25 protein-coding genes, 1 pseudogene and 1 riboswitch are annotated in these 25,680 nt (G+C 35.2%); of the genes and pseudogenes, 18 read left to right on the forward strand and 8 right to left on the reverse strand.

The genetic code is table 11. From position 1 onward, the window contains the following. Positions 1-89: 89 nt before the first annotated feature. From AB3U99_RS04180 to AB3U99_RS04195, 4 genes are all read left to right on the forward strand, one after another. Complete coding sequence (locus AB3U99_RS04180; RefSeq protein ID WP_400245711.1) at positions 90-287, forward strand: hypothetical protein; 198 nt, start codon at positions 90-92, stop codon at positions 285-287. Further along, complete coding sequence (locus tag AB3U99_RS04185) at positions 262-1,347, forward strand: cache domain-containing protein (protein WP_400245713.1); 1,086 nt, start codon at positions 262-264, stop codon at positions 1,345-1,347. Before AB3U99_RS04180 ends, AB3U99_RS04185 begins: the two co-directional genes overlap by 26 nt. Positions 1,348-2,564: 1,217 nt before the next feature. Further along, a complete protein-coding gene (locus AB3U99_RS04190; protein ID WP_400245715.1) occupies positions 2,565-3,785 on the forward strand; it encodes an MFS transporter in 1,221 nt (406 codons plus the stop codon). 129 nt (positions 3,786-3,914) lie between these two features. Beyond that, a complete protein-coding gene (locus AB3U99_RS04195; protein WP_400245717.1) occupies positions 3,915-4,958 on the forward strand; it encodes an ArsR/SmtB family transcription factor in 1,044 nt (347 codons plus the stop codon). Between the two features lie 277 nt (positions 4,959-5,235). Here AB3U99_RS04195 and fabF read toward each other — a convergent pair. Then, positions 5,236-6,469, reverse strand: a pseudogene (fabF, locus tag AB3U99_RS04200) (beta-ketoacyl-ACP synthase II). A 106-nt stretch (positions 6,470-6,575) separates the two neighbouring features. On the opposite strand from fabF, the gene AB3U99_RS04205 reads away from it, so the two are divergent. From AB3U99_RS04205 to AB3U99_RS04225, 5 genes are all read left to right on the forward strand, one after another. Beyond that, on the forward strand, positions 6,576-7,409 hold the full coding sequence (locus tag AB3U99_RS04205) for a helix-turn-helix transcriptional regulator (protein ID WP_400245719.1): 834 nt from the start codon (positions 6,576-6,578) through the stop codon (positions 7,407-7,409). A 168-nt stretch (positions 7,410-7,577) separates the two neighbouring features. Next, the gene (locus AB3U99_RS04210; RefSeq protein WP_400245721.1) at positions 7,578-9,710 is read left to right on the forward strand and encodes a BglG family transcription antiterminator; all 2,133 of its coding nucleotides are present in this window, start codon (positions 7,578-7,580) and stop codon (positions 9,708-9,710) included. Between the two features lie 16 nt (positions 9,711-9,726). Then, positions 9,727-10,014, forward strand: a complete 288-nt coding sequence (locus AB3U99_RS04215; protein ID WP_031536059.1) for a PTS sugar transporter subunit IIB — start codon at positions 9,727-9,729, stop codon at positions 10,012-10,014. Positions 10,015-10,028: 14 nt separating this feature from the next. Next, a complete protein-coding gene (locus AB3U99_RS04220; protein WP_400245723.1) occupies positions 10,029-10,484 on the forward strand; it encodes a PTS sugar transporter subunit IIA in 456 nt (151 codons plus the stop codon). A 79-nt stretch (positions 10,485-10,563) separates the two neighbouring features. After that, a complete protein-coding gene (locus AB3U99_RS04225) occupies positions 10,564-11,934 on the forward strand; it encodes a PTS galactitol transporter subunit IIC (protein WP_400245725.1) in 1,371 nt (456 codons plus the stop codon). A gap of 499 nt (positions 11,935-12,433) precedes the next feature. Here AB3U99_RS04225 and AB3U99_RS04230 read toward each other — a convergent pair whose 3' ends face one another. Continuing rightward, positions 12,434-13,297 (reverse strand): SDR family oxidoreductase, encoded by an 864-nt coding sequence (locus AB3U99_RS04230; RefSeq protein ID WP_400245727.1) that lies wholly within the window; start codon positions 13,295-13,297, stop codon positions 12,434-12,436. Positions 13,298-13,470: 173 nt separating this feature from the next. Here AB3U99_RS04230 and AB3U99_RS04235 point away from each other — a divergent pair, with 173 nt between their 5' ends. Further along, positions 13,471-13,818: a winged helix-turn-helix transcriptional regulator gene (locus AB3U99_RS04235; RefSeq protein ID WP_400245729.1), complete on the forward strand. Its 348-nt coding sequence runs from the start codon at positions 13,471-13,473 to the stop codon at positions 13,816-13,818. A gap of 29 nt (positions 13,819-13,847) precedes the next feature. Here AB3U99_RS04235 and AB3U99_RS04240 read toward each other — a convergent pair whose 3' ends face one another. Both AB3U99_RS04240 and AB3U99_RS04245 read right to left on the reverse strand, forming a co-directional pair. Beyond that, complete coding sequence (locus AB3U99_RS04240; RefSeq protein WP_400245731.1) at positions 13,848-14,576, reverse strand: amino acid ABC transporter ATP-binding protein; 729 nt, start codon at positions 14,574-14,576, stop codon at positions 13,848-13,850. After that, complete coding sequence (locus tag AB3U99_RS04245) at positions 14,563-16,011, reverse strand: amino acid ABC transporter substrate-binding protein/permease (RefSeq protein WP_400245733.1); 1,449 nt, start codon at positions 16,009-16,011, stop codon at positions 14,563-14,565. Before AB3U99_RS04245 ends, AB3U99_RS04240 begins: the two co-directional genes overlap by 14 nt. A 481-nt stretch (positions 16,012-16,492) precedes the next feature. Here AB3U99_RS04245 and abc-f point away from each other — a divergent pair, with 481 nt between their 5' ends. From abc-f to tnpA (AB3U99_RS04260), 3 genes are all read left to right on the forward strand, one after another. Further along, complete coding sequence (gene abc-f, locus AB3U99_RS04250) at positions 16,493-18,124, forward strand: ribosomal protection-like ABC-F family protein (protein ID WP_400245734.1); 1,632 nt, start codon at positions 16,493-16,495, stop codon at positions 18,122-18,124. A gap of 573 nt (positions 18,125-18,697) precedes the next feature. Further along, a complete protein-coding gene (locus AB3U99_RS04255) occupies positions 18,698-18,856 on the forward strand; it encodes a hypothetical protein (protein WP_400245736.1) in 159 nt (52 codons plus the stop codon). Between the two features lie 353 nt (positions 18,857-19,209). Next, on the forward strand, positions 19,210-19,335 hold the full coding sequence (tnpA, locus tag AB3U99_RS04260) for an IS66 family insertion sequence element accessory protein TnpA (RefSeq protein WP_400245738.1): 126 nt from the start codon (positions 19,210-19,212) through the stop codon (positions 19,333-19,335). 235 nt (positions 19,336-19,570) lie between these two features. Here tnpA (AB3U99_RS04260) and AB3U99_RS04265 read toward each other — a convergent pair whose 3' ends face one another. Beyond that, entirely contained in the window at positions 19,571-19,945 is a 375-nt protein-coding gene (locus tag AB3U99_RS04265; protein WP_400245740.1) for a permease, read from the reverse strand. A 26-nt stretch (positions 19,946-19,971) separates the two neighbouring features. Continuing rightward, positions 19,972-20,178 (reverse strand): helix-turn-helix transcriptional regulator, encoded by a 207-nt coding sequence (locus AB3U99_RS04270; protein ID WP_400245742.1) that lies wholly within the window; start codon positions 20,176-20,178, stop codon positions 19,972-19,974. Between the two features lie 201 nt (positions 20,179-20,379). Between AB3U99_RS04270 and AB3U99_RS04275 the strand changes: the two genes are divergently transcribed. Beyond that, on the forward strand, positions 20,380-20,997 hold the full coding sequence (locus AB3U99_RS04275) for a hypothetical protein (RefSeq protein ID WP_400245743.1): 618 nt from the start codon (positions 20,380-20,382) through the stop codon (positions 20,995-20,997). Positions 20,998-21,119: 122 nt separating this feature from the next. Further along, the gene (gene tnpA, locus AB3U99_RS04280) at positions 21,120-21,344 is read left to right on the forward strand and encodes an IS66 family insertion sequence element accessory protein TnpA (protein ID WP_400245745.1); all 225 of its coding nucleotides are present in this window, start codon (positions 21,120-21,122) and stop codon (positions 21,342-21,344) included. Here tnpA (AB3U99_RS04280) and AB3U99_RS04285 read toward each other — a convergent pair. Continuing rightward, positions 21,273-21,485 (reverse strand): DUF5316 family protein, encoded by a 213-nt coding sequence (locus AB3U99_RS04285; RefSeq protein ID WP_400245747.1) that lies wholly within the window; start codon positions 21,483-21,485, stop codon positions 21,273-21,275. The genes tnpA (AB3U99_RS04280) and AB3U99_RS04285 overlap by 72 nt on opposite strands. Positions 21,486-21,608: 123 nt before the next feature. Here AB3U99_RS04285 and AB3U99_RS04290 point away from each other — a divergent pair, with 123 nt between their 5' ends. The 3 genes from AB3U99_RS04290 to AB3U99_RS04300 all read left to right on the forward strand — a co-directional run bounded on the left by AB3U99_RS04290 (position 21,609) and on the right by AB3U99_RS04300 (position 24,572). Beyond that, positions 21,609-22,574: a S66 peptidase family protein gene (locus AB3U99_RS04290; protein ID WP_400245749.1), complete on the forward strand. Its 966-nt coding sequence runs from the start codon at positions 21,609-21,611 to the stop codon at positions 22,572-22,574. Between the two features lie 21 nt (positions 22,575-22,595). Then, entirely contained in the window at positions 22,596-23,660 is a 1,065-nt protein-coding gene (locus tag AB3U99_RS04295; protein ID WP_400245751.1) for a UvrB/UvrC motif-containing protein, read from the forward strand. A gap of 87 nt (positions 23,661-23,747) precedes the next feature. After that, positions 23,748-24,572 (forward strand): GNAT family N-acetyltransferase, encoded by an 825-nt coding sequence (locus AB3U99_RS04300; protein ID WP_400245753.1) that lies wholly within the window; start codon positions 23,748-23,750, stop codon positions 24,570-24,572. Positions 24,573-24,772: 200 nt separating this feature from the next. Here AB3U99_RS04300 and AB3U99_RS04305 read toward each other — a convergent pair whose 3' ends face one another. Beyond that, positions 24,773-25,309, reverse strand: coding sequence for a CueP family metal-binding protein (locus AB3U99_RS04305; RefSeq protein WP_400245755.1), 537 nt, complete (start codon positions 25,307-25,309; stop codon positions 24,773-24,775). 257 nt (positions 25,310-25,566) lie between these two features. Further along, a riboswitch (cyclic di-GMP riboswitch) is annotated at positions 25,567-25,652 on the forward strand. The last annotated feature ends 28 nt before the right edge of the window (positions 25,653-25,680 follow it).

Genomic DNA, 25,680 nt, shown 5'->3' on the forward strand with positions numbered 1-25,680 from the left:
CTGTTATTTTCTATTTTATAAGTATAGTTTTAGAAAAAAATTTTGTGTTGTGAGAATGATTAGTATCAAAATAAGAGGGAGTGGCTCAATTGAAGTTAGTGTTAAAAAATACATTGGTTTTTAGCTTGCTTATTGCTATTTCTATGATAAGCATATCAGCTTTTGGCTATATGAAAGCAAAGGCAATTCTTTATGATCGCTTTCAAGATCAAGCTTATAGTCAATTGGAATCGGTAAAAGCTAATATAGATATTAGATACAATGACATATATGGCAGAAGCCGATGAGCTAAAATCTGGTGATGTAGAAAAAGTAGGAGCTTTAGGAACGAGAATTGCAGAAGGAATGGAAAATCCAGATGCGTTTGCATTTATTGATGCAAATGGTTTCTTATACTTAGGCGGGAATAAAATTTCTGTTGGAGAGGCTTCCCATTATAAAGGAGCAATGGAGGAACTAACCAAGACGTATGATCCTATTCCGTCCGAAACACCAAACTTAAACGGTGCTCCGATTGTATTATCGTCGGCACCCATATATGGAGATAACGGGAAAATTGTTGGAGTTGTCTCAGGTGGAAACCAAATCGAGAGTCTAATGAGTATTATCTCCAATGTAACATTGGGAGAGAGTGGTTATGTTACCATATTTACGAACGACGGAACAATCGTTGCTGGTAAAAATAAGGAAGATACATTAAATAAGACAATAGCCGACTATGAAAACAGTGAGCTTGATCAATTAGTGAAAGACAGTATGAATGGAAAAAGCGGCGATATTACAACGAATTTAGATGGAGAAAACAGCTTAATCTTTTATAGCAAGGCAGATGCTATGGATTGGGGAATTATGATTTCTATCCCAACAAATGAAGCATTTGCAGATGCGAATTCTTTATTAAATTACTTTATTATCATTACCATTGTAGTTATTTTGTTAAGTGTAATTATATGCTATGTAATTAATAATCGATCTTTAAAGCCAATCAAAGAAGTAAATGACAAGATAGAAGAATTGGCAAACAATGAAGGAGATTTAACGCAAAGACTTTCCATTAATCGAAAAGATGAAAGTTTACAAAATGTCTATTATTCCTCAGAGGAGTCTTCGAAGGAAGTAGATAAGATCTTTATCGAAATCGAAAAGCTACTTTCAAAGGTAACAGATGTTGAATCTGTCATTAAGGACCATTTAGAAAAAGCAATGGAATCCTCCAGCTATATTCATGAAGCAGCCGCCTCATCAGAAGAGCAGCTAACTTCTATCCAGGCGATTAATGAATCTATTGAAAAGGCAGCAAAAGTGACGGAAGAATTAAGAGAATTATTGAATCGATTTAAAGTTTAATAGAATAAATGATGAGAAAGAGGCTGGGACATAAGTATTCCAGCTTAAAATAAACCCGAATGATTATACGAATATGCCAATGAAAGGTTCATATAATCATTTGGGCTTTTTTATTCGTTTTAAAAAGGATGTTCCATGAAGTTTGTTGCTATTACCCGCAGCCAGAATACACTTCGCTTTCCGTGGGGCTCGCGCTAAAGCCGCGGTCTGCTTCCGCCTGCAGGGTCTCAGACTGTCTAGCTAATCCCCGTGGCGTCTACGTGTATGCAGGCTGCTCCATTCTTCCAACTAATTTATTTTTTCTTGGGAAAATAATATTTTTTAGGAAATATCCTTTAAAAACGAAGAGGAATGGAGCGGAGGACACTCGACTCCTGTGGGAAGTAGAGGACGCTTTAGACCCCGCAGGCGCGCCGAGAGGAGGCACAGCTTCCTCCCCGGCGCATAGAGTGTCCGTAGCGCAATGGAACGAATTGGTTTTTACACTTGAATATATTTAAAACCATAAATAACTAATATTTTAAAAAGTAGCCTTTATTTAAGAGCTAAATTAAGGATTGTTCGTCTTTACAGATTGGCTATTTAGTTTTGTCCCAGCCTCTTTTTTATATAGTTATGTATGTAATGGTGGTCTTGGGAAACAGGAATTTGTCGCGTCAATTACCGTTGCAGGAGGAGAAAGGTGGAAAAGGTAACAGAGAGAGCGTGTCAGTGACCGATGCACCGAGAAAAAGGTGGAAAGGTAACAGAGAGAGCGTGTCAGTGACCGATGCACCGAGAAAAAAGTGGAAAAGGTAACAGAGAGAGCGTATCAGTGACCGTTGCACCGAGAAAAAAGTGGAAAAGGTAACAGAGAGAGCGTATCAGTGACCGTTGCACCGAGAAAAAAGTGGAAAAGGTAACAGAGGGAGCGTATCAGTGACCGCCACAACAAGAAGCCAGAGCTATGTAACCTTACTATACCAAAAACAGCATAAACAAAATGCGGTGTTCCCGTCGCAGTATAAAAAAATTATAATCCCACTATTCCATTACTTTATTACACCTCAAAAACAAAGCAAGATCTATGTTAAGATAGATGTAAGAAAATTTTGTGATATGCCCCTATCCCCCTGGCTTATCCGTTATAAAGGAGTCTGTACAAAAGTGAATCGTCCAATTTAATAATCGCCCATTAAACTAAATATCTAGTTTTTTAAAATAATGGGGGATAAAGCATGAATGTAAATAAAAACTTTTCATTATTAATGATCGGGCAATCTTTTGCAAATATAGGGGATGTCCTCTATATGGTAAGTGTTATTAGCATTATCTATGACTTAAAGGGATCAGCGACGGCAGCATCATTTGTCCCATTTACAATAACAACTTGTATGTTCATTTCCAGTTTAATAACACCCCTTCTTGTCGGGAAAATAAGGTTAAATGGTTTAATGGCAGGTTCCCAAATAGGGAAGACAATATTGTTAATACTTTTAGGTTTTTCATTAACAGGGATAACTGTATCAACATACTATGTGGTCTTTATCGTCATAGGGATTATTGCATTTCTTGATGGCTGTGCCAATCCAATCAGACAAACTTTGATACCGTATTATGTTAAACCTGAAAAATTAATGAAGGCAAATGGAATCGCGGAAACCGTTACCCAATTGATTCAAGCAGCGATGTGGTTTGTCGGTAGTATGTTTCTCCTAATTTTAAGTCCACAGCAACTCATTTGGTTTGTTGGCTCCTTATTTATTATTTCGAGTTTCTTGCTATGTCTTTTAGAAACTGTCTATGCAAAAACACTGGAATCAGTACGGAAGATAGAACAAATCCAAGAGGGATGGAAGACGTTATTTCATACCCCAGTATTAAGAAAAATTGGGTTGATGTATCTCCTAGAAAGTCTTGCAGGCACAGTATGGATTGCGGCTGTTTTATACGTATTTGTTAGCGATGCTTTAGAAGTAGAACAAACATGGTGGGGATTCATTAATGGAGTTTTCTTTTTAGGATTAATTTTAGGAAGTCTTTATTGTATTAAATATGCTTCCTATGTTGAAAGTAAATTAGGGACATTTCTTTTTGCAGGAGCGTTTTTCAATTTTCTTCTTACGATAGTATTTAGCTTAAATAGTATTCCTATTTTTGCGTTAGTTCTATCGTTTTGCGTCGGCATTTTTACTCAAATAAAAAGTATTCCTCAACAAACGGTCATTCAAACAAGTGTTCCGAAAGAGCAGTTATCAACGGTGTATACTTCTTTGGGAGCAATTGGTACAGGAATCTTTGGCGTTGGCTCCTTGCTAATGGGAATACTAACTGATTTATTAGGAGTAAGGGTGGTCTTTGTGCTATCAGGCTTTCTCCTTGCGTTTGTGAGTATGATTATCTATAAAAATAAGTCTTTGTTTGAAAGTAATAGTTATTTAGGCAAAGGACGAAGCTGATCTTTCGAAAACTCGACCTGTATAAAAAAAGGTCGAGTTTTTTTTGAATAATCGTTCGGAAATTATTGAATATATAATTCTAATAATTTAGAATGTTATTAACCGAAAATAAAATGGAGGTGTTTCTGAATGGAAGTTTTTAGTACAACGGGTCGGAAAAGAGAGACGTATCAAGTTGAAATAAAGTATTCACTACTATGGGAGTGTGCACTTGGAATAGCCGCTATCACGAATAGCCGTCTACTCAATTCGTTAGAAAAGCCAACGAGTTATTGGAAAGATGTAAGAACGAGTCTTTCTGTAGATTTACAAGCACAATTAGACTATGTAGAAAAAAATAATACGTGGAAAGCATTACTTCAATTGCTCCACCAAAAGGATTTTTCCAGCCTAGAAGCATTTATCGAATATATAAATAATCTCACTGATAGAGAATTAATCTACCAATGCATTCCGTTTATAGCGGAAACCTATCAGCCGATTAGAGAGCAAGCCGCAGATAAAAACCTGGAAGCGATTGAACAGTTAAGAGAAGCAACAAAAGACAATCCTTTTTTCCCAAGCTATATTTCTTTCATTTGCACGATTGAACCACAACAGCTGAAACAGCATCTGATTATAGTCATGAGTGGTTGGTATAAAGCAGCCGTAGAACCTGAGTTGGAAAACTTGAAATCTGTCCTACAAACAGATGCTCACACAAAGGAAAGTATGAAAGAGAAAATGGAACCAGAAGAATTTGTAGAATGGGCTACGGGAGGAATAAAGTATTTACCAGAACCAAGCGTGTATAAAGTATTACTCATTCCGCAGTACATATATCGACCATGGAATATCACTGCAGATTTAGAAGGAACAAAAGTATACTATTATCCAGTCTCAAATGAAAGCATTACCCCTAGCGATAAATATATGCCAAGCAATCTTCTTGTTTTGAAACATAAAGCATTAGGGGATGAAGTTCGGTTGAGAATGGTGAAATTATTGTTTGAACAAAGTCGAACCCTTCAAGAAATGACGAAAAAATTAGCGTTGGGAAAATCCACGATTCACCATCATTTAAAAATATTGAGATCAGCCCAGTTAGTAGGAATAGAAGAGGGGAAATATGTATTAAAGAAGCAATCTATCAGGTCATTAGCAAAAGAATTTGAGCAATACTTTCAGCAATAAGGAAGTTAGAACCTAACTATTAAAGTAAAAATGGGAATTTAGGATATATGATCCAAATTTTGCGTATATGATCCAAACTTGAGATATATGATCCAAATTTTGCGTATATGATCCAAACTTGAGATATATGATCCAAATTTTGCGTATATGATCCAAACTTGAGATATATGATCCGAATTTTGCGTATATGGATAAATTAAAAACAGATGAAAAGCCGGCTTCCTAATTTCCGATAAAAAAAGACTAGGTAAACATTGGGTTCCCTAGTCTTTCTCTCTTAATACTTTTTCAACAAAATCGCAGAATTATGACCGCCAAAACCAAAGGAATTGGATAAACCAATAGATAATGAAGCTTTTCTTGCTCCTTCTGGGACATAGTCTAAATCACAGTCAGGATCTGGATTATCTAAGTTAATAGTTGGTGGAATAATGCCTTCTCGCAAACTTTTCACTAAGGCGATTGCTTCTGCACCACCAGCTGCACCAAGCATGTGTCCGAGCATAGATTTATTCGCAGTAACTGGTATTTTATATGCTTCATCTTCAAATAATTTCTTAATAGCTAATGTTTCCGAGCGATCGCCTACTGGTGTACTTGTAGCATGGGCACTGATTACATCTACGTCAGAAGGAAGGATATTTGCTTTCGCTAATGCATTTCTCATGGCGAGATATGCGCCTCTTCCTTCTGGATGGGGCGCAACCATATGATGAGCATCGGAACTCGCCCCATATCCAATAATTTCAGCTAATATCGGAGCGTTTCTCTTAAGAGCATGTTCCAAGTCTTCGACTACTAAAATAGCCGCTCCTTCACTCATCACAAATCCATCTCGATTTCTATCAAATGGTCTACTTGCTAGAGTTGGTTCCTCATTTTTAGTAGATAAGGCTTTTGCGTTGCCGAAGCTAGCTAAGGATAAATTCGTAATAACTGCTTCTGGCTCCACCGGCAAACATCACGTCTGCATCACCATTTCGAATCGTATGAAAGGCTTCCCCAATCGAAGTATTCCCAATCGAACAAGCTGTTACAGGAGAGAGGGAAGGACCTTGAGCTCCGAATCTAATACTAATTTGTGCCGCAGCTGCATTCGAAATCATCATCGGTACTAAGTTAGGACTAACGCGATTAGGACCTCTTTGATTTAATGTATTTACATTATCAATAAGGGTGGTCAAACCGCCAATCCCTGACCCTACATAGACACCTAGTCGCTCTTTGTCTACATGATTTAAGTCCAGCTGAGAGTCTGTTAAAGCTTCTTCTGCAGCCGCTAATGCAAACTGGCTAAATCGATCAAGTTTCTTCGCTTCCTTTCTTCCCCATCTTTCATCTGGATGAAAGTCGGTTACAACCCCAGCTATTCTTGTTTTTGAATCAGAGACATCTAAATGGTCGATAGAACGGATTCCTGATTCTCCTTTTAAGAGATTCTGCCAATAATCATCTACATTATTTCCTAACGGTGAAATAATTCCCATTCCAGTGATAACAACTCTTTTCACAAATTTTCCCCCATTCCTTTTTTATTTATTGTATGCTTTTTTTATCCTATTACAAGTTGTAGTTTATACTAGTATAATTAGTGCTAGTTTAAAAAGGAGAGTAAGTATGAATAGAGATATCAGATTAGAAGCTCTATCCGATTTTCTAAAAACAAAACGGTCAAAAATACAACCACAAATGGTCGGACTTCCTGTTGGCAGTAGAAGAAGAACGGCAGGACTTCGCCGTGAGGAAGTAGCACAATTAGCTGGAGTAAGCACTACCTGGTATACCTGGCTAGAGCAAGGCAGGGATATTAAAGTATCTATTTCCGTTTTAGATGCAGTAGCAGATGCTCTGCAATTGAATTTGGATGAGAGAAAATATGTATATGGTTTAGCTTTTGAGGAGGGGAGTTCCTTTTTTCCTAAGGAAGAGGAAGCGGGAATGATTACGCCGTCCTTGGAGAAAATTTTAAAAGAACTTCGCTACTGTCCTTCTATTATTACAGATCGTCGTTCCTTTATCGTAGGATGGAATGAAGCTGCTAAACAAGTATTTTTGGATTTTGAAAAGATTCCACTTGAAAAAAGGAATCTAATTGAACTGGTTTTTTCAAGAAAAGAGCTAAGAGCATTAGCTGTGAATTGGGAGGACTTTGTCAAAGGATTTATCTCGATCTTTCGCACATATTTAGGTCAGTATATGGCAGATGAGTGGTATGGAGAATTTATTGAAGATATGAAAAAGAACTATCCGGATTTTAATAAAATGTGGAATGAAAGTGAAGTGAGTTCAGCTCCTGAAGTGTTAATTGAATTTCGTCACTCCAAGGCTGGTAAAATGATCTATAATTTAACTTCTCTACAAGTTCATGGCGCAAATGATTTAAGATGTAGTATTTATACGCCTGTTGATGGGACTGGTACAGAGGAGAAGATTAAGCATTTGATGAAATAAGAGTTGGTTGTAGAATTGTGGGTCACCACGAAGCTAAGCGTTTTCCTTGTGAATTCGTATTTCGTATTTGCATAATTTTTTCCGAAACAATCGGTCATGGTTTATGTGTTAAGCGTATTCATTTATAGCGTTTTATCGTATATCATGTAAATAGAAAGGAGAACAACAATGAATCTAAATAAAAAATGTATGGCCATACTAAGAGATTTATTAGAGACTCCTGACTACATCAAAATTCAAGAACTAGCTAATAAACTTGATGTAAGTGAAAGAGCAATAAGATATAACATCAATAAATTAGATGAATTTCTTTTTCAAAATGGGTTTAACTGCATTGAAAGACATCATTTAAAAGGAATTAAATTAAATAGAGTAAAAGAAGTAACAACGTTTATAGCAAAGTTTCTAGAAGAGCATTCTCCATATCAGTATATTTTATCGAAGGAAGAGCGTTTTATCTATATTTTGACAAGGTTGTTAGGTGAAACGGAACCGATTTCATACTCTGATTTGCAAGATAAAATAGGCATATCAAAGTCTACCTTGGATTCAGAGCTGCAATTGATTAATGAATATATTGATCCATATGGATTAACTCTAGAGAGAAAAAGAAAGCATGGTGTTCTGATACAGGGAGATGAAAAGCAAAAGAGATCGCTTTTAAACAAGATGATCTTAGGTACCATTAGTGCAAAAGATATCTTTCAATATATCCGCAATCGCCGTGTTCTCTCGAAAATCAATACTATTTATTTTCATGATGTGTTAAGTGAAATCGATATTCAATTTATTGATGATTTAATTTTCTCAGCAGAACAGGAATTGGATAAAGAGTTTGATGATCAGTCCTATATGAATCTGTTAACACACTTAATGGTTGCGGTAAAGAGAACATTTCAGCATCGTGAAGTAGATATATCAGAAGCTATTATTAGTAATATCAGTGATACAAGAGAATATACAGTAGCTAAACATATGATGGAGGAACTGGCTAGGCATTATGCTATTTCTATTCCAGATATGGAGGCTGGTTATATTGCTTTACAATTATTAGGGGCAAAGAGCATCAAGAAGCATCCACTTGATCAACAAGCGTTGAATGGTGATGAGCTATACTTAGCTTCTCTAAAAATGGTCGATGAGTTAGAGTCTATCTATCAATGTAGGTTTGGAGCAGAGAAAGAAAAGATAGTCGAGGGATTACTTCTTCATTTAAAGCCAGCTATCTATCGAATTAAATATCACTTAACGTTAGAAAATCCTATGTTTGATGAGATTATCTTTCATTATCAAGAATTGTTTCAACATACGAAAAAAATAACAAAGTATTTGGAAGAACATCTGGACCAGTCTTTTAACGATCATGAAATATCCTACATTACCTTGCATTTTGCAGCAGCATTAGAAAAAGCACAGGATAATATGGAAGCAAGAAAAAAAGTGTTGTTGGTTTGTGGTGCTGGAATATCGAGTGCCAATATTTTATCCAATCAACTCCAAAAAGCGTTCCATGTAGAGATTGTAAACACAGTTTCGTTTAGAGCGTTACAGTATATGGACTCTAGCAGCTATGATCTAATCATTAGTACAATTGATATTCCAGAGATGAATAATAAGAACTACTTGAAAGTTAATGTTTTTTTAACAGAGTCAGACTATGAGCTTATTAGTCAATTTTTACATTCAAAATTTAGCCAAGGGAATTATTACGAAGTTACCTTAAATAAGGTGAATAAACTATTGGAAGCGGTTCAATCACATGGAACAGTGAAGGATGTTTATAAGCTCCAATATCAATTTATGAAAATATTAATGGATAAAAAAGAAGATTCGACATCCTATGAGAATTTAAGTATTCGAAATATTATTAATGAAAGAACAATAAAACTGAAAGCAAAAGTAGGTTCTTGGGAAGAAGCTATTAAAGAAGGAACTGACTTATTATATGACGATAAATCAGCAACTAGCCCTTATTATGAGACGGTGATCAAACACTTTCATGAATATGGTCCATATATGGTAGTTGCGCCTGGAGTTGTTTTATCACATGCAAGACCAGAAGATGGAGCATTAAAGCTTGCTCTCAGTTTAGTTACTTTTAAAAATGGTATTGATTTTAAAGACGATTTTAAAGAAGATGTCCGACTGGTGGTTACTTTAACAGTTGTGGATAAGACTAGTCACTTAGAAATATTGGGGCAACTGATGAAATTATTAACGAATAAAGATGATGTGGAAAAAATAATTAAAGCGAATTCCAAGGAAGATATCTTCCAAATTTTCAATGATTATTCGCTATAAATAGGAGGAAATTAAAATGAAAAAAATCTTAATCGCTTGTGGTGCAGGTATTGCTACTTCTACTGTTGCTTTAAATAAATTACAGGATGCTTTAAAGGAAAGAGGATTGCTAAATCAAGTAACCCTTCATCAAACAACAGTTGCTGAATTGGCGAGTAAAGCAAATGAGTATGATTTAATCGTAACAACTACAAACTTCACAAAAGAATTAAATATTCCAGTTGTTAAAGGCTTATCATTCATTACAAACGTGGGGAAAGAGAAAACCATTGAGGAGGTTATTACGAAGTTAGGTCTTAAATAAGGGGGATAAGGAAAATGGATTTCGTAATAGATGAAGAACTGATATTCACGGATCGAACATTTACAACCGATAAAGAGGTATTGGAATTTATAGCGGATGAATTATTAAAAAAAGGCTATGTGAAAGATTCCTATAAAGAAGCACTCTTAAAACGTGAGCATGAGTTTCCAACTGGACTTGATTTTGGAAATTACGGAGTAGCAATTCCGCATTCAGATGCAATTCATGTCAATAAATCGACGCTTGGAATTATCGTTCCAGTAAAGCCAATAACTTTTAGTAATATGGATGGTAGTGGAGCGGTAGAAGTGAAATTAATTTGCAATATTGTTTTAAAAGATAAGCAAAATCAAACTGCTATGCTTTCCAGTTTAATGGGCCTTTTTTCTGAGGAAGAGGCTGTTAAAAAGATGATGACTGGTGATATTTCTTCTATTAAGAAATATTTAAATCAACTTGTTACGAACTAAGTTTCTTAGATAAATAAAACTATCAATTGCAACCGTTAGCATACTAGAGGATTGCAATTGGTATTAGGAGGTAAGCCACATGGCTGTTCTAGATTATATCGTTAATTTAGGTGCAAGTGTCATGATGCCAATTATATTCACTATCTTTGCTCTTTTATTAAGAGTAAAGGTAGGCAAGGCAATTAAATCAGGATTACTTGTTGGTGTAGGATTCATTGGGTTAAATATTGTTATCGCTTTATTGACGGATAACCTTGGCCCTGCTGCAGAGCAAATGGTAGAAAATTTCGGTCTGAATTTACATGTATTGGATGTAGGTTGGCCAGCTGCAGCAGCTATCGCGTTTGGTTCAAAAGTAGGGGCACTGATTATTCCAGTTTGTTTAGTAGTGAACATAGTGATGTTACTTACTAGAACGACGCAAACAGTTAATATTGATATTTGGAACTACTGGCATTTTGCTTTTACAGGATCGATTGTTGCCGTTTTAACAGATAGTTTTTTGTGGGGGATTTTTGCAGCTATTATAAATATGATTGTTATTATGGTTATTGCTGACCTGACTGCGAAAAATGTCGAAAAGCATCTTGGATTAGAAGGAGTATCATTACCGCATGGATTTACAGCATCATTTGTACCGATTGCCATCGTTGTGAATAAAATCTTAGATTGGATTCCTGGTATCAATAAAATTAATTTAGATGCAGACGGGTTACAAAGAAGGCTAGGCGTATTTGGTGAACCAATATTCCTTGGAACAATTATTGGTGGTATCCTTGGATTAGTAGCTGGTTATGATGTAAAAGGTATTCTTAACTTAGCGATTACAATGGGAGCAGTATTAGTATTAATTCCGAAAATGGCAGCAGTATTGATGGAAGGATTAATGCCTGTATCGGAAGCAACACAAGATTTAATTGAAAAACGCTTTAAAAATTTTGGAAAACTATTTATTGGTCTTGATTCAGCAGTTGGGATTGGTCATCCAACTACGTTAGTTGTATCTTTATTACTTGTGCCAATATCATTAGTTCTTGCAGCAATACTTCCAGGTAACGGTTTATTACCATTTGCAAGTTTAGCGGGTCTACCATTTGCATTTGTGTTAATTGTCCCAATTACAAAAGGGAATGTATTCCGTACATTCATTGTGGGTCTTGTTATTACAGTATTAGGTTTATGGTTTGCTACAGATTTAGCGCCTATCTTTACAAAAGCAGCTAGCTTAGTAAACTTCGCGATTCCTAATGGTTCGAACCTTGTGTCAAGCATTGATTATGCAGCAAGTCCACTACCATGGTTTATCGTAAAGCTGTTAGATATAAAAGTAATTGGCGCAATTATCATTGCTGTTCTTACCCTTGCTTTAATGCTTTATAACAGAAGAAGAATATTAAAAGAGGCAAAAGAACAAGTGAATAATGTTGAAGAAAATAATGTAGAAGCTTAAAAGCGGATTCATATTAGACAAAACGAGGCTGGGACATAAGTATTCCAGCCAAAGATAAACCCGAACAACTATACGGTAGTTCCATATGATTGTTCGGGTTTGTATTGGTTTATAAAAGGCTGTTTCAGTAAAGATGGTGTTATTATCCGCAGCCTGAATACACTTCGCTTTCCATGGGGCGAGCGCCGAGCCTCCTCGTCACTTAAGTTCCTGCGGGGTCTCGGACTTTCTCGCAGCTCCCATAGGAGTCTACGTGTATTCAGGCTGCTCCGTTTTTCCAATTAATTATTTTTTTCTATTTCCATAATAGTTTATAGAAAAACAATCTTTAAATACGAATTAGTTTTTACACTGACTATATTTAAAATCATAAATAACTAGCATGAAAAAGTAGCCTTTATTTAAGAGCTAAATTAAGGATTGTTCGTCTTTACAGGTTGGCTATTTTGTTTTGTCCCAGCCTCGTTTTATTCTGTTAACTTGTTTAGGAGATATTATTTTATTTATGACCATTGAGAAGATGTCTAATCCCCTCCACTACAGGAGTTTCCGAACGTCCAAGCAATTTCTCAAAATCGTTGCTCTCCATTTCTAATGTACCCTCACGAATATCCTTTTGAATCGCCACAAGCATAGGAACGACAAAATCTGGTACACCAGCTTGTGTCATTATTTCAGCATATGTGTTGTCATTTACTTGTTGAACTGGTATTTCTTTTCCAATCACGGTGCTAACAGCAGCAGCGATTTCTTCCTGAGATAAAGGTTTGCCAGAAAGCTCGTAAATCGTATTCTCGTGTCCTTCTCCTGTTAGAACCTCTGCTGCAGCTTCTGCGTAGTCTTGTTGTAAAGCCCAGCCGACTTTTCCTTCTCCTGCAGAGGTAACCCAAGGTGCTCCAGCTTGAACACCTTGAATAGTGGAAAGTTCATTTTCAAGGTACCAGTTGTTGCGCAAGAACGAATAAGGGATGCCTGTTTGAAGAATAGCTTTTTCTGTTGCTTTATGGACTTCAGCAAGGAAATTCGTGCTTTCTTGTGCATTCGCAATGCTTGTATAGGCGATAAAGGAAACACCAGCTTTTTTAGCAGCTTCCACAGCATTATTGTGTTGGCGAATTCTTGTTTCCGTATTTCCATCTGCTGAAATGATTAATAGGCGATCAATTCCTTTGAAGGCTGTTTCTACTGTTTCTGGCTGATCGAAATCTCCTTGGCGAACATCTACACCTTTGGCACGTAAATCTTCTGCTTTTTCAGGATTACGTACACTGACAGCAAGCTGATCAGCAGAAATTTTTGATAATAGAACATTAACAATTTTAGAGCCTAGTTTACCAGTTGCACCTGTTACTAGTAGTTTCATTTGAAATTTCCTCCCATTCATTTTCTCATTTCATTATAACCAGAAGCTTCTAACAAGATGTGTTGTTGTATATTCAATATAGGTATATAGTATATTCATAGTTAGAAAAATAAAAGTAGTTATTTTTTTATGACATAGTCACATAAATAGTACCATGGGAAGGAGAGAGGAAAATGGCACGTTATTTTGTTCCAGATGAATCAGTCTCTATGGATGAGGAAGGCTTCTGTCCTGTTACTTATACGCAAAATTTAACAGCGGGAAGATGGAAAATTATTATCTTATGGCATTTAAGCCAAGGGACAAAACGGTTTAATGAACTACAAAGATTGTTACCAGGCATTTCAAAAGGGATTTTAACAAGGCAGTTAAGAGAGTTAGAAGCAGATCAAATGGTACACAGAGAAGTTTATAAAGAAGTCCCTCCTAAAGTGGAATACTCATTAACAGAAAAAGGAGTCAGCTTTATTCCCATTCTGAATTTAATGGGAGAGTGGGGGAAGAAGCATTATAAAGACTAGGGGGACAATTAATTGTCCCCCTTAAGCTATTATAATATTTTATTCAAGAAATCCTGAGTACGTTCATTTTGTGGATTTCCAAAAATCTCTTGAGGTGTTCCTTCTTCCACAATATACCCATTATCCATGAAGATAACGCGGTCAGCCACTTCTCTGGCGAAGCCCATTTCATGTGTCACGATAACCATTGTCATACCCTCTTGTGCTAGTTGTTTAATTACATTTAATACTTCTCCGACCATTTCTGGATCCAAAGCACTTGTTGGCTCATCGAACAGCATAATATCAGGGTTCATCGCAAGGGCGCGTGCGATAGCTACCCTTTGCTTTTGACCACCAGATAATTTAGAAGGATTTTCATTAGCTTTATCCTTTAAGCCGACACGGTCTAATAGTTGTGAGGCTTTATCTTTTGCTTGCTGTGGCGTTGCTTTTTTCAAATCAACTGGAGCAAGGGTGATATTTTCCAAAACAGTTAGATGAGGGAAAAGATTGAAATGCTGAAACACCATTCCGATATTTTCTCTGATTTTGTTAATATCACTTTTCTTATCGGTTAAGTTAAAGTCGTTTACAACGACCTCGCCACTTGTTACTTCTTCTAACATATTTAAACAGCGCAGAAGGGTACTTTTACCCGATCCAGAAGGACCGATTAAGCAAACAACTTCGCCCTCTGTTACCTGTAAATCAATTGACTTTAAAACTTCAAGATTACCATATGATTTTTTCAGATTCGTCACTTTAAGCTTGGCCATTTTTAATCCTTCTTTCTAATACATTTGATACTTTTGTTAGAATCATAATAACAATAAAGTACATAATACCGACTATCAACCACATTTGGAATGATTCTAAGTTTCTTGCAATAATAATTTTTCCGCTTTGTGTCAATTCGTTAATACCGATAATGGAAAGAATAGACGTATCTTTTAATGTAATAACAAATTGATTAATAAATGCTGGAATCATTAATTGGATCGCCTGTGGAAGCACAACTTTTCTCATTGCTTTTCCATAAGGAAGTCCTAGACTGCGCGCTGCTTCCATTTGTCCTTTATCAACGGATTGAATTCCTCCGCGGACAATCTCAGCCATGTAAGCACCAGCGTTTAAGCTTAAGGTAATAAGGCCGGCAGCAACAGCTGAAATTCGGAAATCAAGAGCTGCTGGTATTCCAAAGTAAATAAAGAAGGCTTGAACGATTAACGGTGTTCCTCGGAAAATATCGATGTAAATAACAGCGATTGTGCTTAATACTTTATTTTTTGCAATACGTAATAACCCGAAGATAATTCCAAGTATCGTTGCAATTAATAGAGAAACAACAGTTAAGATCAATGTCATTTTTAAACCAGACAGTAAGCTTGGAAAGCTTTCTTTTAATAGACCAAAAAAGCCGTTTCCTTCTTCTACTTCTGAACCAGTTTCTAAGTATTTATCTAATATTTCTTGATATTCACCAGAAGCCTTTAAATTTGTTAGACCAGCGTTAAACATTTCAAGAAGTTCTGTATTTTGTCCTTTAGAAACAGCAAAACCATACGATGCTCCTGCTTCTTTGTCTGTGACAATTTTTAAGCCATTGCCTTGCTTGATTCCATACGCTAATACCGGATAGTCATCAAATACAGCAACAGAATTTCCTGTTCTTACTTCTTCATACATATTAGCAGAATCGTCAAACGTTACGATTGAAAATCCGTATTCGTCCTTGATGCCCTCAGCAAAGCTAGCACCCTCTGTTCCTGTTTTAACAGCAACCTTTTGTCCTTTTAAATCTTCATAAGAAGATACCGTTTCATTATCATCTTTAACAGCCATAATGATACCAGAATCAAAATAAGGATCGGAGAAGTCAAACTTCTTCTTTCTTTCGTCTGTAATGCTCATTCCGGCAATAACAGCATCGACTTGTTTGGATTCAAGTGCTTGAACAGCTGCGTTAAATCCAAGTGGCTTCATTTCATATTGGAAACCTTGGTCTTTCGCGATAGCAGCGATTAAGTCCATATCAATTCCAACGAAATCACCATTTATATCTTGGAATTCAAATGGTGCAAATGTAATATCTGTTGCAATCTGATATACTTTCTCCTTTGCTTCTGCTTTTGTTATGGGAGAGATAATATTCAACATAGTTAGAACAACTACAAAGAATATAATTAATTTAGACATTCTTTTCTGCTTCATTCGTGTAACTCCTTTTCACTTTTTTCTTGATGTTTATAAAGTCCTGGAAATCTTATGTTAGATTATCTAACAAAAACATAATTAAAATAATACTAAACAATTGTGATATTGTACAGATAAGAAAATAGAGTGAAAATTTACCATTTCCTCTTTCGGCAGTGGATTACGAATTGGAAAGTGTGTTATACTACAGATACTTATAACGAAAGGGATGATGGGTGAACGATGAAGAACTAATCTTATTTTTCAACAATTTGAATGAAATAAATTTCAAATTAAACAAAAATAGGATTAGTCTGCCCATTTCCATAAACCGCTTTTTCATGTATATCTCTAATGGTATGCGCACAATTATTCGTCAATATGCACATTTTTTTGTATATGATTGTGATGATGAGTGAATAGATAATTAGGTACGGCTAATCCTTCCAAGAATAATTGGGAGGATTTTTTTCTCCCTTCTTAGAAAGGGTTTGATAGGATGACAGAACTTTTAAAATTAGTGAATATCGGTTATGAAGTGTTGGATGTGACCATTTTTGAAAAAATAAATGCAAGTATACAGCAGGGAGAGGTTATTGGGATTATTGGTAAGAATGGTGCAGGGAAATCGACTCTATTGCAATTAATAAATCAAGATATTACTTCTACCGATGGACATTTGAAGTGGGTAAAGGAAAATCTGGTTATTAGAATGGTCGAGCAGGAAACGGAAGATTATGACCTTGAGGAAGAAAATTCTACTGAAATGAAGCTACTGGAAAAATGGCAGGTGCCAACAAATGATTTTCAGAAAATGAGCGGTGGGGAAAAGTTAAAAGCTCGGCTTGCGAGAGGCTTTGCTGTTGAAGCGGATTTACTATTATTAGATGAACCAACCAATCATTTAGATGAGCACAGTATGGAACTACTTCAAGAGCAAATCAAAAAATATAAGGGCACAATTATCCTTGTTTCCCATGATCGTTATTTTCTTGATGCTGTTGCCACAAAGATTTGGTCTATTGAAAGTAAGAAGCTTATCGAGCATAAAGGAAACTACTCCAGTTATATGGAAGCGCGCGAACAGAAAAGATTAACCCAGCAGAGGGAATATGACAAACAACAAAAGAAGATTAAACAAGTCGAAGGGCAAATGAAAGAAATTACCTCTTGGTCACAAAAGGCACATGCACAATCAACGAAACAAGAGTTTCCAAAAGAATATTATCGTGCAAAGGCGAAACGAATGGATGCTCAAGTGAAATCGAAGCAAAAACGATTGGAAAAGGAACTGGAAAAAAATAAAGTGGAGCGTGTAGAAGAAGAGTATACGGTATCTTTTTCGATTGAAGCGAATAAAAAGAAAGGAAAACGCTTCTTGGAGATTAAGGATTTATCGAAGAAATTTGGCTCTCGCGTTTTGTTTGAAAAAGGGAATATTACGATTCAATATGGCGAGAAGGTTGCTATTATAGGTCCGAATGGAAGCGGGAAGACAACCTTATTAAACATTATTTTAGGAAAAGAAAAAGCAGACGGGGAAGTCTGGATTTCTCCTACAGCCAATATGGGGTATTTAACACAGGAAGTATTTGATCTCCCTTTAGAGGAAACACCAGAACAGCTATTTTTTACCGAGACGTTTGCTGCAAGGGGAAAAGTACAAACGTTAATGAAACATCTAGGGTTTATGCCGTCCCAATGGAAGGAACCGATAAAAAATATGAGCATGGGGGAACGGGTAAAGTGTAAGTTAATGGCATATATTTTAGAAGAAAAAGACGTGCTCATTCTAGATGAACCAACCAATCATCTTGATCTACCATCCCGTGAACAATTGGAAGAAACATTATCTCAATATATAGGAACGCTCATTATCGTTTCCCATGATCGCTATTTCTTGGAGAACACAACCTCGAGCAAATTAGTCATGGAAGAAGGAACGATTCGAAGACAATGGACGGAGTCTGGAGAGCAGGTAAGAGACAATAAAGAAGAGCTCCGTTTAAGGCTAGAAACGGAAAGACAAGAAGTCTTAGGTAAATTAAGCTTTATGACACCGAAGGATAAGGAGTATGCAGAATTAGATAGAAAGTTTTTGGAATTGACGAAGAAAATTAAAGAACTATAGTGAAATAGCGGGATGAAGCGAAGGGTCTAAAAGTTGGTCAAGAAAAATTAATTGTTTTTTTTAGAAGAGTAAAGAAAAAAGGAAGTATTTATGAAGCAACATGGTATTAATTTTATTCCCGGCACTTTAAGGAGTATCAAGTAATAATTCCTTCTCACAAAAGTAAAGGGATTTTCAGGAATTATTTATTAAATGAATATTCTTTACCGAATGATTTAAACAAGTTAATTACAATTTCTGACGGTGAAGTTTATCCAATACGTTTAAAATACGGACATAAAAAAATTAAAGGATTTCATTTTATTCTAAGAACAAAGGTTTTAATATTAGTCGCTCTGCCATCATTAGAGATATCTATAATAACCTTATTAAAGGTTACAAGGATAATCCAATTGCTGCAGGAGAAAAAAACGTCTAAATTTCACAGTTAAGTTTGGAACCAAAAGAAGCTTTAGCTAAGATAATAAATGAAGGCAAGAGGATTTATTAGCGATCATCATTCATTATGGAAGGTTATGTTCCAAAAATCCAGAATATAAAACCTGGAAATAGGGGTTTGAAAAAGAGATACTAGTGTTTCATACAGATGAAGAAGTATTTGATAAATTAGATAATATTGCAGCAGAGCTTCAAATGAAAGCAGGCCGACCCAAAGTATTTAGAGATGCTGTACAACAATTTATTGATGTAATGGAAGATAAAGAAATACAATTGCAGCAAGAGTTAAAGTAAGAGTTAAAGTCTGTTATCAACCGATATAAAGAAATTTCAGATCCTATAGCAATAAAAGAAAAAGTTGATAAATATCTTAGTCACTAAGACAGAAAATCTTAAAAGAAGTTATAGATAGTTAATTTTACGAATTTAAATTACTATTTCTCCTATCATCAAGAAGAACTTAATTATATGTTTAAAAAAGAATCCCTTTTAAATGAATATGCTCTAAGATTATATGATGCTGATAAAGTTTATGATGTGACTGTATCAAAGAAATTTTCAATTGAAGGAGGTTTTTTTCATGACAAGAAGCCCTAATCTAGAATTACGAAAAGAATGAGAACAGTGAATTAATGACTACAAAGTGAGTGGTCAATCACAAGCTAAAATGGTGTGAGAACAATGGGATAAACTATTATCAATTTGGATACTGGAAGAAAAGGCTTAAACAAATGGGGACTATTTGTCGCTTACTACGAAAAAATCAGTCATAGAAAACATTCAGTTTTTAATATGACTGATTTTTTAAAATAAGAGATTATTGGGGGTATAATGTTAATCAGCAAGAAAGTATAAAGTGTGATTATGTTGCAGCAATAATTGTAATTAAATTAATAATGATAATTGTCAAAATTATTATAAGTGTTTTCTTCATAATATCCACCTTTCATTTAATAGAATTAAATTTCGTTGCAGGAACAGCTTAAATTAATCTTACATATAGCCTCTTTATAAAATCCAAGATAGAATCACTAATGAAAGAAACACAGTCATAATAGTAAGCGAAGCAAGAATTATAACAACTCCCATGGCAGATACACTAATAACATTAAAATGGATTAAAGTAATAAACAATAAAAAATAGAACATCAAAATGAAATAAGAGTAAAACATCCCTTTTTCTCGTATTACTTTCATTCTTTCATCTTTCTTCTCAAATTGAGGTTGTAAATATCCTAAGGATAAAAACATAATAGATAATGCAAATATTAGTCCTGCTATTGGTGATAAAAAAAAGTTACCAGTTGCTCCACCATAAATAAGATAACCACTTTCTATCAACAAAAGAAAACCAATGAATAAATATCCTAATCTTGATTTCACAATAATCCCTCCTAAATTAGTTAATACTACTTATAATCTTTTTCTTCCAAGATAAAAATATTTTCCACCCTGGTTTGAAATATTTCAGCGATAATCATTGCTAAAGGAAGTGATGGATTATACCTACCCTTCTCAATAGATATTATTGTTTGTCTAGAAACTCCTATCTTTTCTGCTAATTTATCTTGCGAAAACCCAAAATTCCTTCTGTGTTCACTTAGCTTATTCTTCAAATTGAAAGCCACCTCCCACATTATTATTGGTTTTAATTACATTGTAAAGTTAACTTTACTGTAAAGTAAGCTTTACTGTCAAGGTGTTATTTATCTATTTTTTAAGAAAAATTAAACAAATTCTATCAAATGGGTCGGATTCCTTTTTTTGGAATTATATACTAAATATGAATTTAAAAATGAGAGGAGAATAATGTACAAATGAAGAAATTTATTACTGGATTAGTAACTACTGGATTATTGTTGAGTTCGGTAACTCCGTCTTTTGCAGAAGCAGCATCGGAAAAAAATAATAGATTAATAGTAGGCGAACAAAAACAGCAAGAAATTTCACAAGGAACATTACTCAAAAAAGTAGAGCCTTTCGTAAAAGTAACAGAACAAGGTACATTAGAATTAGAGGGGGTACCAACGAATTTTTATGAAACATATAATCTTGATCAATTACAAGCACATTTTGATAATTTGAATCAACTTGCACTTAGAGGAAATATTACTATAAATAAGGATTTGAGTATTCAAGATAATTCTATTCAGCTTAATGCTGTTTATGGAAAATGGACATATCATTGGTGGGGCTATGATAGAAAATTTACTAATGCACAAGCAAACGATTATGTAAATTATCTTTTATCAGCCGCTGCTGGAGGGGCAATTGTAACAGGTGCAGGGGCATGGTTTCCTCCAGTTGCAGCAATAGAAGGGACAAGTTCAGGATATTGGGCTTTATTAGCGACTCGTGTAAATGCTAATAATAAAGGATATGGAGTTCTTGTCGAAGTTAGCTGGTTAGCGGTTTTTGATGTAACTCCACTATAAGACTATAAATAGTCATATAAGAAAATTATAGTTTAATAGTAAGCGTCAAACTCCTCCCACATATTCAAATAGAATAATCTTTGATATAATCTCTTCAAATAAATATTTGAGGAGGTTTTTTCATGACTAAAAAAACCAATTTAGAATTACGAAAAGAATGGGAACAGAGAATTGCCGACCACAAATCCAGTGGTCTATCCCAAGCTAAATGGTGTGAGGAAAATGGTATGACAGTGGGGTCAGGTTCCTTGTCCCACTTTCCGCTTCATAGGAACTTAATTTGTAAAATAATAAATCACTCCAGCTATTGCCAACGAGACAACACCAATCAAACCAGCTACCATTGAAATTTTTGTATTTAATGCGCGATCCTCTTTTGTTTCTGTGAAAGAATGGTTTCTATGTTGCCTTCCATCGGGCCATGCGCCCACCATAGTCACAGCGATGAAAATCGCGATAATCCCAATGACTAAAAAAAATGTAAACATAAATATTCCTCCTTTATAAATGAAACGAAATTTTCTTTTGTAAAATATACGTTTTGTTCTCCCTAAAAGTTACAGAAATATGTGATTATTTGTGCTTTAATAAGAAGAAAGGGAGGAATAGGCATGAGAATACCTGCTAAGCTGCAAAAGGGGGATGAAATTAGAGTAATCGCTCCTAGTCGAAGTGCCAAAATTTTATCGGAAGAAGGGATTATGCAAGCAAAGAATAGATTAGAGGATCTTGGATTTGTTGTTACGTTTGGGAAGCATATCTTTGAATCTGACTTACAGTTTTCCACGACAATAGAACATCGAATAGAAGATATTCATGATGCTTTTCGAGATAAAAAGGTGAAAGGAATTTTAACTGTAATTGGTGGATTTAACAGCAATGAGCTATTGCCTTATTTAGATTATGATTTAATAAAAAACAATCCAAAGATACTTTGCGGGTATAGTGATATTACTGCTTTAGCAACAGCAATCACAATAAAGACTGATCTTATTACATATTCAGGACCACACTTTTCTAGCTTTCAAATGGATAAGTTACAGGAATACCAAACGGAATACTTCCAGAAATGCTTGATGGAATTACAGGAATTTATTGTTGAGCCTTCTGATGTATGGACAGATGATGCATGGTATTTGGATCAAAAAAATCGTAACTATGAACCTGGTGGCTGGGAAGTATACCAAGAGGGTAGGGCAAAAGGGCAATTGTTTGGCGGTAATTTATGTACCTTAAATTTACTGCAGGGAACAGAATATATGCCCAATCTTAAAGCCAGCATCCTATTTGTAGAAGATGATGAGTTAACCATTCCTGAAACGTTCGCAAGAGATTTAACCTCTTTGTTGCAGACAGCAGGAAAAGTTAAAGCATTAGTAATTGGAAGATTTCAACGAGCTTCCAAAATGGAAGAGGAGCAGCTTTTGTTTATTCTAGATAAACATCCTAGTTTGAAACAAATCCCTGTCCTATATAATGTTGATTTTGGACATATCCAACCATTCTTTACTTTTCCAATTGGGGGAGAAGTAGAGATTGATACGAAGAATCATGGAATTAAAATGACTTCTTTTTAAAAGCCCAGAGGAGGAATCGACTTGGAGCTTAAAGAAAAAATAAAAAATCTGCCAGCATCTCCAGGGGTGTATTTAATGAAGGATTCCTCGGGACAAATCATTTATGTTGGCAAATCAAAAAAATTAAAAAATAGAGTTTCTTCCTATTTCCAGCATTCGAAAAATCGAATGGGTAAAGTGGAGAAGCTTGTAAAGCATATAAAGGATTTCGACTTTATCCTAACAGATACGGAATTTGAGGCATTGATGCTGGAATGTAAGTTAATAAAGGAAATTCAGCCAATGTACAATAGGATGATGAAAACGACAAAGGCTTATAACTACATCGTTTTTCGATGGCAGAAGGGTATCTACCATATGGAGATTGCTAATGAGATGGATAAGGACGACATTCATTATTACTTTGGTCCTTTCACTAGTAAAGGAACGGTAGAGAAGGCAATAGAAGGAATCAAAGTATTTTATAAAATTGATTGTTCGCAGTCAATACCAAGTAATACTCCATGCCTAAATTATTCAATCGGAAAGTGTAGGGGAATTTGTTTTGACCCACTAGCCAAAGAGACTTATCAACAAATCATCCATCGTATTATCTCTTTATTAAAAAAAAGCGACACTAAAATAATAGAAGAGATGTCTGCGAAAATGATCGAAGCTTCCAGTAATTTTGAGTTTGAAAGAGCAGCGGAAATAAGAGATACCATTGCGAAAATAAAGACCATTTTGCAAACAGAAACAGTAGTAAATTTTATGGTGGATAATCATCTAATAATTGCAGTGGAATCCTTAGATGATTTCCGAATAAAGCTTTTTCTCATTAAACGGAATGAAATTATGTACCGGCAAATATATGTGTTGAATAATTTAGATATTCAAGATTTAAAGTGGAAAATTACATCGTTTCTTTCTATGAATATTCAGCATATCGGTACTTTGGAAAAAGCAGAAATAGACGAAGCTTATATTATTTACAAATATTTAAACAGCGACAATTGTAAGTATGCTGTTATAGAGGATGAATGGTTAGGAAATAGCGAAAGTAATCATTTAGAAAATTTTTTTGAAAGAATACTTTCGATTCGCTGAAAGGCTATTTAAATAAACTAATTGGTGAAATTTGTGAATGAGAGTAACCCCCAAGTAAGATACCCCAAATCAGAGGAGCAAATAAATATGCTGTCAAAAGAGCAAATTGCAGAAATTAAAGCGCTTAAGGAGATTTGTGAGAAAGAGGAAGGTTATGAATTAAAGCTTAACTTCGATATGCTAGAGAACCGAAATGGAGAAAAGAAAGAGGACTTTTTCCAATATGCAGACGGCAAGCTAGTTGGATTTTTAGGAAGCTACTATTTTGGCAGAACAGTAGAGTTTTGTGGCATGGTTCATCCACATTATCGAAGGAAAGGGATTTTTACAGCTTTGTTAGAAGAAGGTTTAGAAGAGGCAAGAAAGAGAGCGGCGACGAGTATATTATTAAATGCTCCTGCTGCATCGCAGAGTGCAAATGCATTTCTGGAAAAAATACCATGTTCCTATGCCTTTTCGGAGCATCAAATGAAATGGCATAAGGCAGATTTAATGGAGGATGCAACGATTTCATTAAGACCATATGATTATGTCCAAGATAAAGAAGTAGAAATCCAGCTTGATGTCTTGGGGTTTGGAATGGTGGCAGAGGATGTTCGAACATATGTGGAAACAATAAAGGAACAGGAAGGCAATCACCGCATGATTATTGAAGCAGATGGAAAAATAGCTGGAAAAATCAGAGTTTCTGAAACGGATGGAGAAGCATGGATTTACGGCTTCGTTATATTTCCAGAGCTTCGCGGCAAAGGAATTGGAAGAAGGGCATTATCCCAAGTTGTAAAAATGGAAAAGGAAAAAGGCTTCCCCATTTTTTTAGACGTAGAAGCAAAAAATGCCCGAGCGCTCAAACTCTATGAGTCTTGTGGATTTAAAAGCTATCAATCTCAGGACTATTACGAATATAAGTAACTCTTGTGAAGAAGGAATCTAAATTTAACAGTCGGGATCCTTCTTATTTTATCCCATTCTAAACTTTTAGTAAGACTCAACCGTAAACTTATGAGAAGTCAAGGACGATAGGTGAGAAACCAACTGCACGTAAAGGTTCGAGTGTTTCAACTAACCAACAGTGGGGAGGAAAGAACCCCCTCACTGTTGGAAGTTTCACTTTACGTTAAAGGGAGTGTTGTAATACAAGTATTATCATCTTTAAAAGTAGTGAAATCAGTTTTAGCTGTTTTACCATTATAGGTGATGGTAAGTTGATAATCCTTATTGCGAGGAAGCCATAAATCAATAAAACCATTTGGTTGTGATTTTAAGCGTTCATCTACATAAACATTTCCATCTCGATCTTCAATATATACAGCAAATTCCTTATTAGCTAATTCGCCACGACAACCTGCTAGATTATGAATAGCACAAGGATGGGTATCTATTAAATAGGGAGCAACAGATACGAAAAATTCATCTTTGGGCAAATGATAGTTGAGTTCTTTGTTTTCAAGTGTACTTACTGTTAGTGTATCGGAGCTAATCGAAGCAGCAGCAGCTGATTTCTTGCCGGAACTATAATCTTGGACGAGTTGCTTTACATCAATACTGTCCGTTTTTTCATATCGATTATTTTGATTAATTAACAAAAAGACGGTTACAGCAAATACTATCGTAATAAATATCGGGATGATAAGTTTATTTTTCTTCATCTTAATCGCATTCTCCCTTCTAGTTTGATTGCTTTTTTTAAAGATAACAAAAATAAATAGAGAAATTATGTATGAAAAATGGAGATTTTGTGAATTTTTCTGAACGAACAAGGATGAAGTATAGATAGTTATGTAAAAAAATGTGAAAAAAGTCCTTGCTTTCTCTTGTCTATCTAACTATTTTCCTATAAAATTTGTAATAGAAGCTAGAAAAAGGAAATAGGATAAGTACGATATTTCATTAATTAAATATAATAAAGTGATAAAGGCAAATTCATCGAAAGGTGAAGACGCAAAGCTATAGGGACTAAGATCTTGGAGATTAAGTCAGCCAGTTACCGATTTATCTTTATAAATAGAAGGCTAATCGG

The sequence above is a fragment of the Niallia tiangongensis genome (genome assembly GCF_044704065.1).
Taxonomy (GTDB): domain Bacteria; phylum Bacillota; class Bacilli; order Bacillales; family Cytobacillaceae; genus Niallia; species Niallia tiangongensis.

Bases quoted from the DNA above. Each gene is read 5' to 3' on its own strand.
- AB3U99_RS04185 (WP_400245713.1), top strand. From the start codon at position 262: ATGACATATATGGCAGAAGCCGATGAGCTAAAATCTGGTGATGTAGAA.
- AB3U99_RS04190 (WP_400245715.1), top strand. From the start codon at position 2,565: ATGAATGTAAATAAAAACTTTTCATTATTAATGATCGGGCAATCTTTT.
- AB3U99_RS04195 (WP_400245717.1), top strand. From the start codon at position 3,915: ATGGAAGTTTTTAGTACAACGGGTCGGAAAAGAGAGACGTATCAAGTT.
- AB3U99_RS04205 (WP_400245719.1), top strand. From the start codon at position 6,576: ATGAATAGAGATATCAGATTAGAAGCTCTATCCGATTTTCTAAAAACA.
- AB3U99_RS04210 (WP_400245721.1), top strand. From the start codon at position 7,578: ATGAATCTAAATAAAAAATGTATGGCCATACTAAGAGATTTATTAGAG.
- AB3U99_RS04215 (WP_031536059.1), top strand. From the start codon at position 9,727: ATGAAAAAAATCTTAATCGCTTGTGGTGCAGGTATTGCTACTTCTACT.
- AB3U99_RS04220 (WP_400245723.1), top strand. From the start codon at position 10,029: ATGGATTTCGTAATAGATGAAGAACTGATATTCACGGATCGAACATTT.
- AB3U99_RS04225 (WP_400245725.1), top strand. From the start codon at position 10,564: ATGGCTGTTCTAGATTATATCGTTAATTTAGGTGCAAGTGTCATGATG.
- AB3U99_RS04230 (WP_400245727.1), bottom strand. From the start codon at position 13,297: ATGAAACTACTAGTAACAGGTGCAACTGGTAAACTAGGCTCTAAAATT.
- AB3U99_RS04235 (WP_400245729.1), top strand. From the start codon at position 13,471: ATGGCACGTTATTTTGTTCCAGATGAATCAGTCTCTATGGATGAGGAA.
- AB3U99_RS04240 (WP_400245731.1), bottom strand. From the start codon at position 14,576: ATGGCCAAGCTTAAAGTGACGAATCTGAAAAAATCATATGGTAATCTT.
- AB3U99_RS04245 (WP_400245733.1), bottom strand. From the start codon at position 16,011: ATGAAGCAGAAAAGAATGTCTAAATTAATTATATTCTTTGTAGTTGTT.
- abc-f (WP_400245734.1), top strand. From the start codon at position 16,493: ATGACAGAACTTTTAAAATTAGTGAATATCGGTTATGAAGTGTTGGAT.
- AB3U99_RS04275 (WP_400245743.1), top strand. From the start codon at position 20,380: ATGAAGAAATTTATTACTGGATTAGTAACTACTGGATTATTGTTGAGT.
- tnpA (WP_400245745.1), top strand. From the start codon at position 21,120: ATGACTAAAAAAACCAATTTAGAATTACGAAAAGAATGGGAACAGAGA.
- AB3U99_RS04285 (WP_400245747.1), bottom strand. From the start codon at position 21,485: ATGTTTACATTTTTTTTAGTCATTGGGATTATCGCGATTTTCATCGCT.
- AB3U99_RS04290 (WP_400245749.1), top strand. From the start codon at position 21,609: ATGAGAATACCTGCTAAGCTGCAAAAGGGGGATGAAATTAGAGTAATC.
- AB3U99_RS04300 (WP_400245753.1), top strand. From the start codon at position 23,748: ATGCTGTCAAAAGAGCAAATTGCAGAAATTAAAGCGCTTAAGGAGATT.
- AB3U99_RS04305 (WP_400245755.1), bottom strand. From the start codon at position 25,309: ATGAAGAAAAATAAACTTATCATCCCGATATTTATTACGATAGTATTT.